Annotated in this window: 21 protein-coding genes and 1 riboswitch; of the genes, 12 read left to right on the forward strand and 9 right to left on the reverse strand. The window is 67.6% G+C overall.

The features are described from left to right. The first annotated feature begins 45 nt into the window (after window positions 1-45). From ACWF5H_RS09205 to ACWF5H_RS09250, 10 genes are all read left to right on the forward strand, one after another. The gene (locus ACWF5H_RS09205; protein ID WP_452036342.1) at window positions 46-600 is read left to right on the forward strand and encodes a dihydrofolate reductase family protein; all 555 of its coding nucleotides are present in this window, start codon (window positions 46-48) and stop codon (window positions 598-600) included. 87 nt (window positions 601-687) lie between these two features. Beyond that, the gene (locus ACWF5H_RS09210; RefSeq protein ID WP_452036344.1) at window positions 688-1,509 is read left to right on the forward strand and encodes a DUF4397 domain-containing protein; all 822 of its coding nucleotides are present in this window, start codon (window positions 688-690) and stop codon (window positions 1,507-1,509) included. Between the two features lie 101 nt (window positions 1,510-1,610). After that, on the forward strand, window positions 1,611-2,327 hold the full coding sequence (locus ACWF5H_RS09215; protein ID WP_452036346.1) for a class F sortase: 717 nt from the start codon (window positions 1,611-1,613) through the stop codon (window positions 2,325-2,327). A gap of 67 nt (window positions 2,328-2,394) precedes the next feature. Then, a complete protein-coding gene (locus ACWF5H_RS09220; protein ID WP_452036347.1) occupies window positions 2,395-2,967 on the forward strand; it encodes an RNA polymerase sigma factor in 573 nt (190 codons plus the stop codon). Next, on the forward strand, window positions 2,954-3,670 hold the full coding sequence (locus tag ACWF5H_RS09225; RefSeq protein ID WP_452036349.1) for an anti-sigma factor: 717 nt from the start codon (window positions 2,954-2,956) through the stop codon (window positions 3,668-3,670). The genes ACWF5H_RS09220 and ACWF5H_RS09225 overlap by 14 nt, the downstream gene beginning before the upstream one ends. Before the next feature lie 60 nt (window positions 3,671-3,730). Beyond that, window positions 3,731-4,534, forward strand: a complete 804-nt coding sequence (locus tag ACWF5H_RS09230) for a tryptophan-rich sensory protein (protein WP_452036350.1) — start codon at window positions 3,731-3,733, stop codon at window positions 4,532-4,534. Between the two features lie 125 nt (window positions 4,535-4,659). Further along, entirely contained in the window at window positions 4,660-5,220 is a 561-nt protein-coding gene (locus ACWF5H_RS09235; RefSeq protein ID WP_452036352.1) for a Dps family protein, read from the forward strand. Window positions 5,221-5,234: 14 nt separating this feature from the next. Next, complete coding sequence (locus tag ACWF5H_RS09240; protein ID WP_452036354.1) at window positions 5,235-6,266, forward strand: acyl-CoA dehydrogenase; 1,032 nt, start codon at window positions 5,235-5,237, stop codon at window positions 6,264-6,266. Beyond that, a complete protein-coding gene (locus ACWF5H_RS09245) occupies window positions 6,263-7,690 on the forward strand; it encodes a PIG-L family deacetylase (RefSeq protein WP_452036355.1) in 1,428 nt (475 codons plus the stop codon). The genes ACWF5H_RS09240 and ACWF5H_RS09245 overlap by 4 nt, the downstream gene beginning before the upstream one ends. Then, window positions 7,687-8,481: a glycosyltransferase gene (locus ACWF5H_RS09250; RefSeq protein WP_452036357.1), complete on the forward strand. Its 795-nt coding sequence runs from the start codon at window positions 7,687-7,689 to the stop codon at window positions 8,479-8,481. Before ACWF5H_RS09245 ends, ACWF5H_RS09250 begins: the two co-directional genes overlap by 4 nt. A 64-nt stretch (window positions 8,482-8,545) precedes the next feature. Here ACWF5H_RS09250 and ACWF5H_RS09255 read toward each other — a convergent pair whose 3' ends face one another. The 6 genes from ACWF5H_RS09255 to ACWF5H_RS09280 all read right to left on the reverse strand — a co-directional run bounded on the left by ACWF5H_RS09255 (window position 8,546) and on the right by ACWF5H_RS09280 (window position 12,789). Continuing rightward, window positions 8,546-8,863, reverse strand: a complete 318-nt coding sequence (locus tag ACWF5H_RS09255) for a hypothetical protein (RefSeq protein ID WP_452036359.1) — start codon at window positions 8,861-8,863, stop codon at window positions 8,546-8,548. Between the two features lie 67 nt (window positions 8,864-8,930). Further along, window positions 8,931-9,061: riboswitch (SAM riboswitch) on the reverse strand. 98 nt (window positions 9,062-9,159) lie between these two features. After that, entirely contained in the window at window positions 9,160-9,549 is a 390-nt protein-coding gene (locus tag ACWF5H_RS09260; RefSeq protein ID WP_452036360.1) for a VOC family protein, read from the reverse strand. Between the two features lie 74 nt (window positions 9,550-9,623). Further along, window positions 9,624-10,049 carry a type II toxin-antitoxin system VapC family toxin gene (locus tag ACWF5H_RS09265; RefSeq protein WP_452036361.1) on the reverse strand — a complete coding sequence of 142 codons (426 nt, stop codon included), beginning with the start codon at window positions 10,047-10,049 and terminating at the stop codon, window positions 9,624-9,626. After that, window positions 10,046-10,315: a type II toxin-antitoxin system Phd/YefM family antitoxin gene (locus ACWF5H_RS09270; protein WP_452036363.1), complete on the reverse strand. Its 270-nt coding sequence runs from the start codon at window positions 10,313-10,315 to the stop codon at window positions 10,046-10,048. The genes ACWF5H_RS09265 and ACWF5H_RS09270 overlap by 4 nt, the downstream gene beginning before the upstream one ends. A gap of 51 nt (window positions 10,316-10,366) precedes the next feature. Beyond that, on the reverse strand, window positions 10,367-11,722 hold the full coding sequence (locus ACWF5H_RS09275; protein ID WP_452036364.1) for a GAF domain-containing serine/threonine-protein kinase: 1,356 nt from the start codon (window positions 11,720-11,722) through the stop codon (window positions 10,367-10,369). A gap of 149 nt (window positions 11,723-11,871) precedes the next feature. Then, window positions 11,872-12,789, reverse strand: a complete 918-nt coding sequence (locus ACWF5H_RS09280; protein ID WP_452036365.1) for a DMT family transporter — start codon at window positions 12,787-12,789, stop codon at window positions 11,872-11,874. Window positions 12,790-13,006: 217 nt separating this feature from the next. Between ACWF5H_RS09280 and ACWF5H_RS09285 the strand changes: the two genes are divergently transcribed. Both ACWF5H_RS09285 and ACWF5H_RS09290 read left to right on the forward strand, forming a co-directional pair. Continuing rightward, window positions 13,007-13,714 carry an ANTAR domain-containing protein gene (locus ACWF5H_RS09285; RefSeq protein WP_452036721.1) on the forward strand — a complete coding sequence of 236 codons (708 nt, stop codon included), beginning with the start codon at window positions 13,007-13,009 and terminating at the stop codon, window positions 13,712-13,714. A 195-nt stretch (window positions 13,715-13,909) separates the two neighbouring features. Continuing rightward, a complete protein-coding gene (locus tag ACWF5H_RS09290; RefSeq protein ID WP_452036366.1) occupies window positions 13,910-14,107 on the forward strand; it encodes a hypothetical protein in 198 nt (65 codons plus the stop codon). Between the two features lie 43 nt (window positions 14,108-14,150). Here the strand turns inward: ACWF5H_RS09290 and ACWF5H_RS09295 are convergent, their stop codons facing one another. From ACWF5H_RS09295 to ACWF5H_RS09305, 3 genes are all read right to left on the reverse strand, one after another. Further along, window positions 14,151-15,551, reverse strand: a complete 1,401-nt coding sequence (locus tag ACWF5H_RS09295) for a dihydrolipoyl dehydrogenase family protein (protein WP_452036367.1) — start codon at window positions 15,549-15,551, stop codon at window positions 14,151-14,153. Between the two features lie 136 nt (window positions 15,552-15,687). Beyond that, on the reverse strand, window positions 15,688-16,341 hold the full coding sequence (locus tag ACWF5H_RS09300; RefSeq protein ID WP_452036368.1) for a class I SAM-dependent methyltransferase: 654 nt from the start codon (window positions 16,339-16,341) through the stop codon (window positions 15,688-15,690). Further along, entirely contained in the window at window positions 16,338-17,363 is a 1,026-nt protein-coding gene (locus ACWF5H_RS09305; RefSeq protein ID WP_452036369.1) for an NAD(P)/FAD-dependent oxidoreductase, read from the reverse strand. The genes ACWF5H_RS09300 and ACWF5H_RS09305 overlap by 4 nt, the downstream gene beginning before the upstream one ends. Window positions 17,364-17,372: the final 9 nt, after the last annotated feature.

Below are 17,372 nucleotides of genomic sequence, written 5' to 3' on the forward strand. Positions count from 1 at the left end.
TTTCCAGACAGATCAGGACCGGCACCGGCCGTCAGGAGGAATCCCATGACCCGCACCATCTTCTTCACCGCCACCACCCTGGACGGGTACCTCGCGGATGAAAATGACTCGCTGGACTGGCTGTTCAAGCAGGACATCGACGGCGGTGGCCCGAACAGCTACGACAATTTCATCAGCGGCGTCGGGGCGGTGGTGATGGGCCGGACAACCTATGAGTGGGTCCGTGAACATTTGCTGGCGTCGGAGGAACCGTGGCCGTACAAGATGCCAGCCTGGGTCCTCTCGCATGGAGAACTGCCGGGCGTCGAGGGCGCCGACATCCGCTTTGCGCAGGGAGACATCCAGCCGATCCATGCCGCGCTCGCGGCTGCGGCCGCCGGCAAGGACATCTATGTGGTGGGCGGCGGGGACCTCGCAGCCCAGTTCGCCGAGGCGGGGCTGCTGGACGAGCTAGTCCTGTCGATCGCGCCAGCTACGGTGGGCTCCGGCCGCCCGCTGTTCCCGCGCAAGTTTGACCTGGAACTCACTGACCTGGCGCGCAACAGGTCCTTCATCTGCGCCATCTACAAGGTGTTGGGCCCGGCCAAAAAAACTTCATGAGCGTGCATCCAAACACGCGGCCCGGGCGGTAGTAGGGGTGTAAGCAGCCATCAGCCTGGTGCACCCGGGCCTTTGAAGGAGATCCACATGCGCAAGAGCATCTTTACTGTTTCCGCCTTGGGGTTCCTGGCGCTCGGAGCGGCAGCTCCGGCCCAGGCCGCCGACCAGGAGGCCCAGCTTTCGGTCCTGCACGGCGTACCCGACCTGACCGTGGATGTTTGGGTCAACGGCGAGCGGACACTGGACGACTTCGTCCCCGGCGACCTGGCCGGACCGCTGGCACTGCCCGCGGGCGAGTACACCCTGGCCATCACTGCCGCGGACGCCGAAAACGCGGACGACCCGGCCATCGGCCCTGTCGACGTCCAGCTGGAAGCCGGCGGCAACTACACGGCGGTGGCCAACCTGGACGCGGAGGGCAATCCCGCCGCCAACCTGTTCACCAACGACGTCGCCGCGATCGACGCCGGCAAGGGCAAGCTGACAGTGCGGCACACCGCTGCAGCCCCCGCCGTCGACGTGCTGGCCGGCGGTTCCGCAGTGATCCAAGGCCTGTCCAACCCGGACGAACAGACGCTCACGCTGGACCCGGGAACCATCTCGGCCACGGTGGCTGCGGCCGGGACCACCGAACCGGTGATCGGGCCGGCCGACGTGCCGGTGGCGGAGGGCACGCACACCATCGTCTACGCGTGGGGCAGCCTGGATGACGGCAACTTGGCCGTGGCCGTGCAGAACATCGAAGGACTCCACTCGGCTCCGGGCGCTGTGCCTGGCGGCCGGTCCGGAGCGGCCGCCGAAACCGGCCCGGATTACACCAGCGCCGCAGTTGCCGGAGGAGCCCTCCTGTTGCTCCTCGGCGCCGGCGCCGCCGCCCGTCGCAAGCTGTCGGTTCGCGCCAACGACTAGCAGCGGCGGGCTCCGAAGCCGGTGGTGCCTGCCCGGGGCACCACCGGCTTCCTCCGCTACCCACCAGCCCGATACCCGCAAACCACACGTCAGAAGGCGCCATGACCAACACGACGACGACGGCGGCCCGGGCCGGGCTTCTGCTCGGTGCAGTCCTGCTCGCCGCTGCCGGATGCGCAGCACCGCAGCCGGCCGCGGGCGTCCCGCTGTCCCCGGTCGCGTCCTCCGTAACGCCCTCGGTTGAGGGCCCGGGCAACGCAGGCGCCCGACAGGACGGCCGGGCCCCGGAATCCTCGGCCGCCCCGGAATCCTCGGTGATCCCGGACCCGGCGGCCATTCCGGTCCACCGGGCACTGCCCGCGGCGCCGGAAGAGAAAGCACCGCCGACCCGGCTGGTGGTGGCCGGAACCTCGATCGATGTCAGCGTGGTCGCCGTCGGAGTTAGGGCTGGCAACCAGATGGAGATTCCCGATTCCGTTGACCGGGCGGGCTGGTACCGCCACGGTCCGGCACCGGGGGACGGGACCGGAACCGCGGTGATAGCGGCCCACGTGGACACCTTGTCCGGACTGGCCCCGTTTTCCGAGCTCAGGCAGCTGCGGCCGGACACGCGCATCATCGTGGAACGGGCGGACGCCGAGACCCTCACCTACCGCGTCTCGGAAGTTGAACTAATGGACAAGGACCAATTCGATGCGGCGGCCGTGTTCCGCCGGGACGGAAAACCACAACTGAAGCTGGTCACCTGCGGCGGCGAGTGGCTGGACGCACGGCAGGATTACAGCCACAATGTGGTTGTCACAGCGGTCCCAGACTGACTTTTCCGGCCCTTCTGCACCAGCCAGCGGGGTAGTTTCCACTCCCGACGACCGGAAGGATGCAGGCTTGGTACCTCCTCCTTTCGACGCGTGGGATACCGGCATCGATAAGGCCTTCGCCGCCGGTGAGGAGTCAGCCATCGCCGACGCCTACCGCCACTTGGCTCCGCTGGTCCGGACGCTGGCTTCCCGAGCCTTGCGGGATCAGGCGGCCGCGGACGATGTCACCCAGGAAGTCTTTATCCGGGCCTGGCGCCTGCGGGACGGATTCGACCCGTCGCTGGGCCGGCTGCCGGCGTGGATCGTGGGGATAACCCGCCGCGCCATCGCCGATGCGCAGTCGTCCACCGCCCGGGAGAACCGCAAAGTCCGCGCCGTCTCGGCGGTCCTGCCCGACCCCGAGTATGCCGAAGGCTCCCAGTCCCCGGAAACACTCGCGGACAGATTGCTGCTGGACGGCGAGCTGGAACGGCTGGGCGAACCCAAGGGTTCCATCATGCGGCTGGCGTTCTACGAAGACTTGACCCACGAGCAGATCTCCCGCCGGCTCGATCTGCCGCTTGGTACCGTCAAGAGCCATATTCATCGCAGTCTGCAGCACCTGAGGCGCCGATTGGAGGTTGATCATGCAGCACCTTGATCCGGAACTGATCAGCCTGCTCGCGCTGGACGACGCCGTCGGCGACCGGTCCGACCGGGATCACCTCCGTACCTGCAGCCAGTGCGCCGACGAGTACCAAGCACTTCGCCGTGCGGTGAACGCTGCCAAGGCAGATCCCGATCCGCAACTGGAGTCCCCGGGGCCGCACGTCTGGCAAGCCATCCACCGCGAACTGGGGCTCTCCCCGGAACTGGCGGAAGACCCCTTGCACGAAACCGGCGGTCCCGCTGCGGTCCGCAGTCTGCAGTCCGCGAGGCGCCCCAGGGTCCGAAACCTGCCCGCCTGGTTGGCCGCCGCGGCAGCCGTGGTGCTGCTGGTAGTCATCGGTGTGTCCTGGAGCGTCAACCGAAACGCTGCCACTTTGGCACAGGCGGATTTGAAGCCGTTGGAGCAGTACGCCGCCACCGGGACGGCGAGGGTGGTGGAGACCAACGGCATCAGGGAACTCGAGGTCCGGCTGAGCGCCAACGAGGCCAAGGGCTATCAGGAAGTGTGGCTGATAGCGCCGGACCTGTCCGGGCTGGTCAGCCTCGGCGTGATGGACACGGACAGCGGCAGATTCCCCATCCCGCAAGGACTGGACCTGTCCAAGTTCCCCATTGTGGACGTCTCGGACGAGCCACTGGACGGCAACCCCGCGCACTCCACCGTCAGCATCGTCCGCGGCAGCCTCGGAACCTGATCGCTATTCCACGGTGGACCCTCTTCAGCAATGAACGCACCGACGACGGCCGGAGGAAGCATGCAGCAAGGAACGGATGTCAGGACCGGATTGGGAGTGCCGGTCCTTGTGCTGGTCAGCTCCCTGGTGGCCATCGCTGCCGCCTTCATGGGCAGCGGCGTGCTGATCGGGACCCCTATCCAGGAGGCGGCCGGAGGCTGGCTGAACGAAGACTCCACGCCGCTGGCTCCGGCCTCGCCGGCCTTCCGGATCTGGTCCGTCATCTACTTAGGTCTGCTCGCCTACGCGGTCTGGCAACTGCTGCCGGCCCAGCGGCGGTCCGCCCGGCATGCCGCGCTGCGCCGCTGGGCGGTGGCCTCCATGCTCTTGAACGCGGCGTGGATCTGGGTGGTACAGCTCGGACTGCTGGTGATCAGCCTGGCCGTGATCATCGTGCTGCTGGCCGTGCTGGCCCGCATCCTGGTGATCCTGGTCCGCACGCCCAACGGGGGAGCGTTGGACGCGCTCATCACCGACGGCACCTTCGGCCTCTACTTGGGCTGGGTCACGGTGGCCACGGTGGCCAATGCCGCGGCCGTCCTCGCCGCGTCCGGCGTGGACGGCTTCGGGCTTCCGGTGACCTTGCTGTCCTCGATCGTGCTTGCCGTGGCGGCGGCCATTGGCGTCGCCACGGCGGTCTACAGCCGTGGCCGGCTGGCCCCGGCGCTGGCCACCAGTTGGGGTCTGGCCTGGATCGCGGTCGGGCGGGTGGACGGCGGGCTGGTCGATCACGGCACCGCCATCGCAGCCGCCATCTGTGCGGCGGTGGTGCTGATCACCGCGGTGGTGGTTCGGGTGGTAGCCGGCACCGGCCCCCGCGATTAGTAAGCCTACTGAATTTCGCCCTTGGCTGACGCAACGTGCTCCGGCGGGACGTTTCTACAGTTGGCCGCTAGGTTGGAAAACAGCAGGATGCCGACAAGCGGCATCGCCGAGCAAGGAGGTTTCTCATGGCGGAAACGACCCCATCCAAGGCAAGCTACACAGTTCCCGGCCTCAAGCTGGAAGACGGCCGCAAGGTCGCGAAGATCCTGCAGCAGCGGCTCCACGCCCTTAATGACCTGCAGTTGACCCTCAAGCACGCCCACTGGAACGTGGTGGGCCGGGACTTCATCGGGGTCCACGAAATGCTCGATCCGCAGATCGAAAAGGTCCGCGCCATGGTCGACGCCGTCGCCGAGCGCATGGCCACCTTGGGTGTCTCCCCGAACGGGCTGCCCGGCGCCCTGGTCAAGGAACGCAGCTGGGACGACTATGACATTCACCGGGCCGGCACCGCGGAGCACCTCGCCGCGCTGGACGTGGTCTACAACGGGGTGGTCGGCGCGCACCGCGAGGCCATCGAGACCGTCGGCGAGATCGACCCGATCACCGAGGACCTGCTGATCGGCCAGACCGCCGAGCTGGAACTCTTCCAGTGGTTCATGCGTGCGCATTTGGAGAACAGCGCCGGCGAATTGGCCAGCGGCGGCGAGAAGACCGAAAAGGGCGCGGCCAAGAAGACTAAGTAACCCGGCCGCCCGCTGTGAAAGAAAACAGCGCCTTCAGGGTCCGGCAGCAGCCCCGCCTCGAGTGGGGCGCTGCCGGGCCCTTGTTGGCAGAAGCTTCCCGGTGCGCGGGTGATCCGCTGCCGCTGCTCCCGATCCTCCGTGCCGCGCCGGCCCCGGCGCCCGTGCCCGGCTCCGGCAACACCCTGGCCCTGTGGGAGTTCCTCGCCGCGCTGGCTGCCGAGGACCTGACCGCCGCCCGCGCCGTGGAGCCGCATCTGGACGCGGCCGCCATCCTGGCCCAGGCCCGGGTGGAGAGTCCCGCGGGAACAACGTGGGGCGTGTTTGCGGCGGAATCGTCGGGCACCCGGTTGGAGGCCAAACCCAACAACGACGGCGGTGCCTGGCTTTTATCGGGCACCAAGCCATGGTGCTCCTTGGCAGCGCAGCTGGACCGCGCGGTGGTCACGGCGCACGTGGAGGGCGGGCGCCGGGCATTCGCCGTGGACCTGACGCAGCCGGCGGTCACCGTGGAGCCCGCCGAGTGGATTAGCCGCGGCCTGGCCGCCGTTCCCAGCGGCCCGGTGTCCTTCCAGCAGGCAGCTGGCACCCCGGTCGGTGGAACCGACTGGTACCTGCACCGCCCGGGTTTTGCCTGGGGCGGGATCGGCGTCGCCGCCTGCTGGTTCGGCGGGGCTGTGGGGCTCTTCCGCACGCTCCGGGCAGCTGCGACCTCTCGCCCCCCGGACCAGTTGGCCTTGGCCTGGCTGGGCGAAGCGGACCGCCTGCTGGCGGCCGGTGCCGACGTGCTGGCCGCGGCGGCCGGCGCAGTGGACGACGGCGCCGCCGGTGCGGTCCAGGCCCACCGAGTCCGCGGCCAGATCGCGGCGGTCTGCTCGCGGATGCTGGAGATCTGTGGCCACGCGCTCGGCCCTGCACCGATGGTGTGGGACGAGCAGCACGCCCGGCGGATGGCCGACCTCAGCGTCTATATCCGCCAACACCACGCCGTCCGGGATGACGCGGCGCTCGGCACCATCATGATGGAACAGGGGGAGTCGGAGTGGTGAGCTTTTCCCACGTTGACGCCGGAACCCCCGAAGCCGATTGGCAGGCGGCGGGCATCGACCGGCTGCCTGCCCTCGCGGAGGGCGTGCTTCCGGGCCGCGGCTGGCGGCTGGTGGTGGCCGCGGCGCACCCCGACGACGAATCGCTCGGTGCCGCGGGGCTGATCCACTCCGCGCTGGTCCGGGGAGCGGACGTCACCGTGCTGCTCTGCACCGCCGGGGAAGCCTCCCATCCGGAATCGCCCACCTACTCTGCCGCCGATCTGCGCCGGCTGCGGCTGGCGGAATTCCGTGCCGCGATGCATGCCCTGGAAACCTCCGCCCAAGCCCAAGCCCAGGCCCAGGCCCAGGCCCAGACCCAAGCCGACACGGACCACGGATCAGCCGCCGGCCGACTGGAATGGACATTCCTGGGCATCCCCGACGGGAAGGTCAGCCAGCACACCGACGCCCTGGATGCCGCCTTCGCCAAAGCCCTGGAGGGCCACGCGCACGCGCTGGTGGCGGCGCCCTACCGGCAGGACGGTCACCCGGACCATGAAGCGGTGGGCCATGCGGCGGCCCGGTCGGCCACGGCCCACCGAGCGGACCTGCTGGAGTTCCCTATCTGGTACTGGCACTGGGCCGACTCTGATGCGGACCCGCGCTGGGCGGATTGGCGGGCCGTGCAACTGTCGGCGCAGGACGCGGCGGCCAAACAACTGGCCCTGGCCGCCCACGTTTCGCAGACACGGCCGTTGTCCCCGGCGGCCGGCGACGAGGTGCTGCTCAGCGAGGCGTTCCAGGAACACTTTGACCGCGGCATCGAAGTCTTCGAGTGGACCCCGGCCGGTCCGGCCGGCTCGGAGCACGCCGAGCAAATCTTCGATCGGCTGTACCGCAGCGATCCGGACCCGTGGAACTACCTGTCCAGCTGGTACGAGCGCCGCAAGCGCGCCGTCACCCTGGCCGCACTCCCTGCCGAACAGTACGGCAACGCGCTGGAAGTCGGCTGCTCTATCGGCGTGCTGACCGCGGAACTCGCCGGCCGCTGCGACCGGCTGACGGCGGTGGACGCCAGCGGCGTGGCCTTGGAGCAGGCACGCCGCCGGCTGGCGGACGTTAACAACGTGGAGCTGGTGCAGGCACAGCTGCCCGCCGGCTGGCCAAGCTCCGCTGACAGCCTGGACCTGGTGGCCATCTCGGAAATCGGCTACTTCCTGACCGACCCGGAACTGCGGGAGCTGCTCCGAAAGGTGCAGGAAACCCTGAACCCCGGAGGCCACCTGTTGTTGTGCCACTGGCTGCATCCGATCGAGGGCTGGGAACTGGACGGCGAACAGGTCCACGCGGTCGCGAAGGAAGCCACCGGCTGGGATGTAGTGGCCCTCCACTGCGAACGGGACTTCCTGCTGGAAGTGCTCCAAGCGCCGGAGCGCCCGCAGTGACCGCCGCGCCGGTGGCCGGCCCCACCCAAGTAACGCTGGCAGAGTCCGCCGCCGGGGAAGTGGCTGCGGCACCCGCGTTGCGGCGCATCGCCGTCGTTGTTCCGGTGCATAACGAGGAGCAACTGCTGGGAAAGTGCCTGCGCCGGCTGCGGCGGGCCATGGACGCGCTCGGCGACGCGCAGCCGAACTGCGGCGTGCAGCTGGTGGTGGTGCTGGACCGGTGTACCGACCAATCGGCCAAGATCGCCGGGCACGCGGGCCGCGCGGACGGCCGGATCACCGTGCTGGCGGGCGACTTCGGCTCCGTGGGTGCCGCGCGGGCGGCCGGGGTCTCTGCCGCGCTGGACGCCGATGGATGCCACACCCCAGCCGAGCAGACCTGGCTGGCCTGCACCGACGCGGACACCTTGGTGCCGGACGACTGGCTGACGTCCTTTGCGCTGCTGGCCAACGCCGGAGCGGATGCGGTGGCGGGGACGGTGGAACCCGAGACCGCATCCCTGGCGCCCGGGCTGCTGCGTGCCTGGCGCGATAACTACACCGGGCAGGAACCGAGTACCAGGGTGCACGGCGCCAACCTCGGCGTCCGGGCGTCCATGTACCTGGCGGCCGGCGGCTTCCCCGCGCTCGCCGAGCATGAGGACGTCCGGCTGGTGGAGGCCATCCGTTCGCTCGGCGGCCTGGTGCTGCCGGCGGCGCACCTGCAGGTCACCACCTCGGGCCGACTGCAGGGCCGGACACCGGGCGGTTTCGCCGGCTACCTTGCCAACCTGGAAGCGGCCGGCAGTTGACGCGGCTTCCGCGCCCAAAGGCGCGGAAGCGCGTCAGCCTACCCTCAGCGCCGGCGTGTCCGGGCTAAGACCAGCACTCCACTGCCTTGCCGACCGGTCCTAGGTTGAAAAGGCGTCGGTCCACGATCGTCTCGATCGTCAGCACACTAAACCGCGCGTACCAGATGATGTCGCCGCAGGGGAGGGCTAAGGCCTCGGCGAGGCCGGCCGTGTCATGGTGCCAGTAGCGCCGCTCCTGGCCTGCGTCATCCAGACGGACTGTTCCTTCTGCCTCCAGATGAACGGTCACCGGAAAACCAACATCGTCTTGGAGTGCTTTCCGGGCCTGGATCCAATGGACTTGGTGTCCCGGGCCGAACTTCGAGCACGGTTCGGTCCTCATCTGAGGCTCATCGTTTGCTCGGTTTTGGTAGTTGGCCATGCCAGTTCCTTTCAACGGTCCGCCACCGCGGACGCTCTTGCCTGCTCCAGTTGGAGGCGGGCCGCTTCTTCATCCGAACCACCCGTGAGGTTGGGGTTGGTGTGCGGCCATGTCGGAGCATTGCCCTCCTTGCCGGAGGGCGGCGCGCATCTCGTGAAGCTGCTTTCAGACTAGGTGCCGCCTCTGACAAAATGGCGCGGCGTGGCTAGCGGCGGCGCCGGCAGCTGGCGCGGCGGCCGGCAAGCTGACCGGCGGCCTCAAGATCCCGGACGGGAGCGCAGGATTTCCAGGTAGTGCGGGTTCTGCATGATGCCCAGTACGTTGCCGAACGGATCGACGACCGAGGCCGTGATGAAGCCATGGCCCCGCTCAATGACCGGTTCCAGTTCGGTCGCGCCCTTTTCCAGCAGCCGACGGCGTACGGCCTCCACATCGTCCACCTGCCAGTAAAGAATGGCGCCGCCCGGATCAATGGCGTGTCCCGCCGGAGCGTGCCGGGTGTCGATCAGGCCGAGCTCATGCTGGTAGTCGCCGATCCGGAACTCGGCATAGCCTGGCCGCTCGAAATACGGCTTCGTGCCGAGGAGGTCCGAATACCACTCCACCGCTGCCGGCAGGTCCGAGGTCCAGTAGCTGACCGTGCTCATTCCTCGCAGCATGGGTGCCCTTCCGGTCGTTAGCCGGCGCCGCTTGCGGGGCGGTTAGCCGTGATGGTGGGACGCTACCGCAGATCGCCCTCGCTGTCTGCCCTCCCCGGTGACAGGACGGAGAGTCCGGCGTCCTCTGCGGCGGCCACCAATTCGCGGTCGTAGGCCACGAAGATGTCGGTGCGGAGCCGGATCGCTGTGGCCAGATGGATTGCATCGGCGGATCTGAGGCGCCCGGGTAACGCGGCGGCGACCATCAGGTCTTCGCGGGCGAGGTCAACCAGGTTGATGGCAGCCAGCACGGAATTAATGGTACGGGCAGGGACCATGGCGCCTGACCGCCGTCGCGCAGCACAGTGCAGTTCGGTATAGAGGAGCATGGACGCCACCAGTATCTCGCCGTCCGCACTGAACCGGGTCAGCGTCCAGGCCAGTTCGGTAGATTCGGCCTCATCGATGACCAGTTTCAAGACCGCTGAGGTTTCGAGATAGACAGTCACCGATCACCGCGGAGGTCGTCCAGTAGCTCCTCGGTGCTGACATCGGCCTGAGCCCGTTCCAGCTGAGTGAAGTCCACTGGCCCGGTAGGGGACTGCTGCCTCACTGCGCCCGAGCGAAGCAGACGCTCGAATGGGGAGGACGCCGGCGGTATCAACGTCGCGGCGACTTCGCCATTATTGGTGACGTCGATGGTCTCGCCATTCTTGACGCGCTCCAGGATTTTGCTGCTCTCGTTGCGCAACTGCCGGTGGGGAATGGTGGTCATGGGAGCCTCCGTGGGACGTGTAGCAAGTGTAGCAACCGGCCCACGGGGTGACTAGACGGCCATCGGCTCTTCCGACAACTGCCGGCGGCTTTCCAGCCGCAGTTCGAGGCTGTCCATCACCACGGCGGCCAGGTCCTCCAGCGTCTGCGTGTCCTCGGCGCTGAAATCGCGCGGCTCGAAGTCCAGGACGCACAGTGTGCCCAAGTTGTAGCCGTCCCGGGTCTTCAACGGGACGCCGGCGTAGAACTTCAGCCCGAAGTCGCTGGCCACCAGCGAGTTGGTCATCGCCCGGGGATCCGCGGGCGCGTTGTTGATGATCCACGGCCCGTTCTGCAGGATGGCCGACGCGCAGAGCCCGGGCTCCCGGTCGATCTGCTCGACATCCAGCCCGTGGTGCGACTTGAACCAAATCCGGTCATGGTCCACCACGCTGACAATGGCGATAGGGGTCGCGAACAGCCGGGACGCCAGCGCCGTGATGCGGTCGAAGCTGCCATCCGGCGGGGTGTCCAGGATGTCGTAGCGCTTGACTTCTTCCATGCGCAACGGCTCATCGACGGGAATGACCGAGGCGTCCACTCTGCGGCGTCCGCGGAATGACATCATCGTGTCCGCCAGCGCCAGTGCCACGTCCCGCCCGGTAGGCCGTTCCTCTGGCTGCCGCGCGGTCATCGCGGTCAGCAGTTGCACCCACTCCGGCCCCAGGCTGGCCGGGATCGCCGGATCGCGCAGGAGCCGCGCGACGGCAGACTCCAGCGGCGGCCCGGAGAACGCGGGCTCGCCGGTCAGGCATTCCAGCAGCACCAGACCCAGCGAATAGATGTCGCTGGCCGGCCCGATGGGTTCGCCCTTGGCCTGCTCCGGGCTCAGGTAGCCGGCAGTGCCATAGATGCCAGGGACATGGGCATCTTCTGAGATCACGACGGCGACGCCGAAGTCGGCGAGTTTGGCGCGCAGGCGCGACCCGCCGTCGTCGTAATTAAACAGCATGATGTTCCCGGGCTTAACGTCCCGGTGGACCACGGAGTTGTTGTGGATGTAGGCCAAGCCCTCGGCCAGATCATGGCCGATTTGGGCAACATGCCGCGGCGGCATGGGACCCTGCGCCACGCGAGCCTTCAGGTCTGCGCCTTCGATCATTTCCATGACCAGGTAGATCTGCGGATGCCCGGCTTCGATCCGGTCGATGCCCGCGTCCAGGAGGGTTACCAGGTTGCCGTGGTTGAGTCGGGCCAGGAGCTTGATCTCCGCGTCGTCGCGGTGGAACTCCTCCTCGTTCATCGAGGGGCGCTGAATGACCTTGACGGCCACTTCCCGGCCCAGAACCTGATCTTCCGCCCGGTACACTTTGGCGTTCGCTCCGGTTCCGACCAGGTTCATCAGCAGGTACCGCCCGTCTAGCAGCATGCCGGATCGATCGAGATGAGGCGCCAACGTCTCCTGCTTTCTGGCCGCGGGTGGCGGCTCCCGGGCCGCCACTTTGACAGCACCCTTACTAATCGTACGGGTGTCGGAGCCCGGACCCGACCAAAAGCCGCCGGAATGCTGAATCGTTATCACTCGTCCGCGGCCACCACGGACCGTTCTTCGAAGCGGACGGGCGCCCGCTTGCTCCGGGTGGTGAAGAAAACGCCCAGGATCACCGCCACGGCGCCCAGAACCTGCATCAGGCTGATCGCCTCGTCCAGCAGCACGTAGGCGCCGAGCATGGTGAATACCGGCACGAAATTCAGGAACACGGACGCTTGGGAGGCGCCGAGCGTGGCCACGGCCCGGTTGTAGAGGAGCAGGGCAATCACCGATGGGAAAATACCCAGGTACAGCAGGCCCGACCACTGCCCGCCGCTGATCTGGGGAATTCCCACCAAAGCCCACTCGGCAAGCAGCAGCGGCAGCATGAACACAACGGACAAACCGGTCATCACCAAGACGGCTCCGTGGGCCGGGAACAGCCTGAGGTACCGCCGCACCGCAATGGAGTACACCGCCCAGGACAGCGCCCCCACCACCATGATCGCGTCGCCCACATTCCAGGACATTTCAGCCAGGCGCAGCAGTTGGCCGTTGGTCACCACCCACAGCGCCCCGCACAGCGAGAGCAGCACACCGGCCCACTGCAGCGGCCGCAGCCGCTCGCGCAGCAACCAGAAACCCAGCAGCACGGTAACTGCGGGAATGGACGCCTCCAGGACCGAAACGTTCGTGGCCGAGGTGAACTGCAGCGCTGAGTAGATCAAGGTATTGAATCCCGCGATGCCGGTCACGGTCATCAGCAACAGCGGCTTCCAATGACGGATAAAGAGGGCCCGCGAACTCCACGCGCTGCGGCAGCCGATGGGAATGAGCACCAGGAAAGCGACGGCGATCCGGCCGAATGCGATGGTCAGCGGCGGCAGGTCGCTGAGCGCTTTGCCGGTCAGGATGTTGCCGGCATAAAAGACCACCACCAGCATCAGCAGGAGATAGGCGCGCATGCTCCTCCTCCTGCTTGGCTTGGCGGGTATCCGACAAACACTAGCGCTACTGGCATCGGCGGGCATCCGTTCGGCTGCCTTTGATCCGGAGCGTGTTGCGGATTACGGCGGAACAATGATGCGCGGGCCGCCCGACTTGGGTTAAATTAGCGTCAAGCAGAACGGGGAAAGGGAAAGCGCCATGCCGGGCGAAAATCAAGAGGCTTCTCAATTGACGGTGGAGGAATTTCTCCACGACGCGGCAGTCGACAACACTGACATCGAGGTTTTCCTCCATGCCTTGTTGCGCCTGGCCGCCCACAACCTTTCGCACCCGGACGAGGAACTCCTCTGCGGCATCACGCTGCTGCGCCACAAGAAGGCCGCCACAGTGGCCAGCAGCAGCGACCGTGCCCAGCGCGTGGACGAGATCCAGTACGACTACGACGACGGTCCCTGCCTGAGGGCGGGGCGGGAGGGAGAACTGGTGCACGTGGCAGACGTGCACGAAGACGCCCGGTGGCCGGAGTACCGGCCGCGCGTCATCGATGAGGGCGTCCGGTCCATCCTAGGCGTCCCGATTCCCATCGATTCCGGCGATTCCGCAGCCCTCAACCTGTACTCGAACGAATCCCACAGGTTCGACGAGGAAGCCATCGAGTCTGCCAAACAATACGCCCGCCAAGCGTCCAGAGCGCTGTCCCTGGCCATCCGCTTGGCCCGCCACCGCGACGCTGAAGCTAACCTCGAGGCGGCGCTGGATTCCAGGACAACGGTCGCCCTGGCCATTGGCATCATGATGGGCCAGAACCGCTGCAGCCAGGAAGAAGCGTTCGACCTGCTCCGGTCCGCCTCCAGCAGCCGCAACATCAAACTGCGCGACCTGGCGGCTGGCTTGGTGGCGTCGGCCGATCCAGCCTCGGAGGGGACACATTTCGACCGGTGACCGGAGCTGCTTCTCAAGCTTCGCGTTGACAACGAGGAGTGTTGCTGTAGCGTGAAACGTGGCTAAGCAGTTGGCCACGGAACAGTCGTATGGAACGAGAAGTCCCTTGAAAAACCAGCTGCACGTACCCGCAAAGCCACAGTCTCACGAATGCCTCCCCCTGCACCGCGGTCATCGCGACGTGGAGGTGACGGCATGAGCACCATGATTCTGACTTCGGAACAAACGGTCTTCCCATCGGATTTGTCCGTACTGTCTATCGACGAGCTCCTGATGTTCAGCAGCCGGTGCTTCCGGCAGCTTGACCGCAAGCATCCAGTCCGCGACGCCATCGTCCAGTACTACGCCATCGCCCAAGAGCTCGAAATCCGTGAGGCATTGGGCCAACGGTGATCGACGCTCACTGATCCGGAGGACTAGGCGCTCCCCCCTACGCCTAGTCCTCCATCCACGCCGGCGTGAACAGCAGATTCAACCCCTCGGCCACGGTCGGGTGGGTGATGATCGCATCGCGCACGGCGGTGTAGTCCAGCCCGCCGATCATCGCCATCTGCAGCACGGCGATCGCCTCGCTGGCGTCCACACCTCTGAGCGCAGCGCCCAGAATCTTTCCGGTCGCGCGGTCCAGCACAGCCTTCCACTCGCCGGCCAACAGTCCGACGGCCCGGGCGCGCGGGATCGCGCTCACCGGCATCCGCGCGATCCGCACGTCGTGGCCGGCGTCGCGGGCCTGCCGCTCGGTCAGCCCGACCCGGCCAAGCTCCGGCGTCGTGAAGACGGTGTAGGGGATAAGCCGTTCCACGGTGGACCGCGGCCGTCCCTCACCGCGGGCAGCGGCCAAGTTTGCCTTGAGGATGCGGTAGTCGTCATAGGACGCGTGCGTGAACTGCGGTGATCCCGCTGCGTCGCCCGCGGCCCAGACGCCGTGGGCCGACGTGTGCAGCCGGTCGTCCACCTGGATCATGCCTCGTTCCGAAAGCACCACGCCAACGTCCTCCAGCCCGATTCCGTCCGTCATCGGCCGCCGCCCGAGCGCCACCAACACGTCCTCGGCACTGACCGTCTCCCCGGTGGACAGGCTCACCGTGACCGTGCCATCGTCGGCGCGCTGGATCTTCTCTGCGGACGCCCCCAGCTTCAACGTGATGCCCGCGTCGGTGAAGTCCTTCGCCACCGCCTCGGCCACGTCAGCGTCCTCGCGCGGCAGCAGTCGCCCGGGCCGCTGCACCACCGTGACCCGCACGCCGATGGTGTTCAGCAGGTCGGCGAATTCGCAGCCAATGTAGCCGCCGCCCAGAATCACCATGCTCTTGGGCAGCTGCTCCAAGTGCAGCAGCGTGTTGCTGGTCTGCACGTTGGATTCGGCCAGCCCCTCGATGTTGGGCAAAACCGGCTCGGTGCCCAGATTAATCACGACGTCGGTGCCGCGCAGCACGCGGGTGCCGCCGTCATTCAGCGAAACTTCCACCGTTTTCGGCGCCACGAACTTGGCCTCGCCCAGAATGAAGTCCATGCCGGAGCCCGTGAACAGCTTCTTCTGGCCGGCCACCATGGTGTCCACCACGTCTTCCTTGCGGTGGCGCAGCAGGTTGATGTCCATCCGCGGGTTCTCCGCGCCGGCCACCCCGAACTCCGCCGCCCGGCGCACCGTCTCCAGCACCCGGCCCGAGTGGATGATGGTCTTGGTGGGGATGCACGCCACGTTGATGCAGGTGCCGCCGATCATGGCCCGCTCGACCATCGCCACGCGCTGTCCCGACTTGGCCAGGTCCATCGCCAGGGACTTGCCCGCCTTGCCGCCGCCGACCACCAGCAGGTCGAATTCCTCGGGTTCCATGACCATCCTTCCCTTGGGGTTGCGGCAGGCCCTGCCGCCTCAAGGCCACCCTTCGCCTGGTCTCCGCGCTAGCTGCGCCGCTGATTCTGCGCCGGGCCAGACCTAGCCGCGCGGCTGCGGACACACCGCCCGGGCCTCATCGGCGGCGGGCAATCACCACCGTGTCCTCCAGCAGGCCCCGTTCGCCGTCCGGTCCCGCCGCCTCGCGGCTCCTGACTTCGGCGCAGCGGATATCCCATGCGTCGTCCTCCAACTCCAGTGCTGCGAGCTCGTCTTCCGGGGTGGGGAAGAAGTGCTTATGGCCGCCCGAGTCTCCGGCCCACGGCGGAGCACCGGCGTGGGATACCACCAGCAGGGTTCCGCTCGGGGCGACGGCCGCGGCCGCCCGCTGCAGGATGTCCGCGCGGGGAAGCTGGATGGGGGAGGCCAGGAAGCAGGCGGAGACCAGCTCGAATTCGCCGGCCGGGAAGTCAGCCGCCAGATCGATCTGCTGCCAGCTGATCTGTTCCGCTCCCAGGCCGCGGGACTCGGAGAGTGCGTGGGCGCGTTCCAGCGCGGTGGCCGAAACGTCCACTCCGGTGACCTGCCAGCCGCGTTCGGCCAGCCACACCGAGTCGCCGCCCTCGCCGCAGCCCAGATCCAGAGCGCGTCCCGGCGCGAGTCCGGGGGCCGTGTCCGCCAGGACCTGATTGACTGCTCCGCTCCAGATCCTGGCGTGCTCGCCGTAGCGGGCATCCCAGAAGATGCGCGCGTCTGTCGCTTGTTCGGGGGAGGAGTGGCCGGTCATCATGCCCTCCCTTCGACCGCTGCGGCAAAAGTCACTGCGCCGGCTGCGGAGGAAGTCGCCCCAGCAGCTGCGGCGGAGTCGGCGGGGAAGCTTTCTGCGGACGCGGCGGCCAGCGCGAAGTCCTCGGTCACCAGATCCGCGTTGATCATCGCTCCGGCCATGGCACCGGCGGCGATGCTGATCGACACATTGGCGCCCGGCGCGGTGATGTTTCCTGCCGCCCAGATCCGGGGATGGCTGGTGCGTCCGGTCGGATCGACCTTGAGGAAGCTGCCGAAGACCGAGACTTCGCGCTCCAGCTCCAAACCGGCGAGGTAGCCGTCCTGCGGAACCAGCGTGGCGGCGGTGAACACCGCGTCCACGTCCACCACCTCGCCGCCCTCGACCCGGACGCCGGTCAGCACATCGTCGCTGACCGCCAACTCCGTCACCGGCCTCGGATCGCTGACGACGTTCCGCGCCGCGAGCTGGGCGGCAACGTCGCTGTCCACCGGTCCGGCCAGAGCGGTGAAGAAGACCACGTCCCGGCTCCACTGCCGGATCAGCTGCGCCTGGTGGATGCCCATCGGGGAGGTGGCCAGCACAGCCAGCCGCTTCCCGCGGACCTCCCAGCCATGGCAATACGGGCAGTGCAATACGTCCCGGCCCCAGCGCTGGGCCAACCCCGGAATCGCCGGCAGATCGTCCCGCACGCCGGAGGCGGCGATCAAGCGGCGGGCGGTGAGCCGGCCGGCGTCGTCCGTCTCCAATTCGAGTCCTGTGGCGGTCTCGCTGACCTGCTTGACGACGGCGGTGCGCACCTCGACGCCGTATCCTGCCACCTCGGCGCGGGCCCGGCTGAGGAATTCCAGCGGGTCGGCGCCCTCGTTGCCCAGCACCCCATGCATGTGGGTGGCGAAGCGGTCGCGCGGGGTGCCGCCGTCGAGCACCAGGACCCGCCGCAGCGCCCGGCCCAGCATCAGGGCCGCGCTCAGCCCGGCAGCGCCGCCGCCGATGATGATGACATCCCATTCGTTGTTTTCCATGGTCCAAGG

The organism is Arthrobacter sp. NPDC055138 (assembly GCF_053607305.1).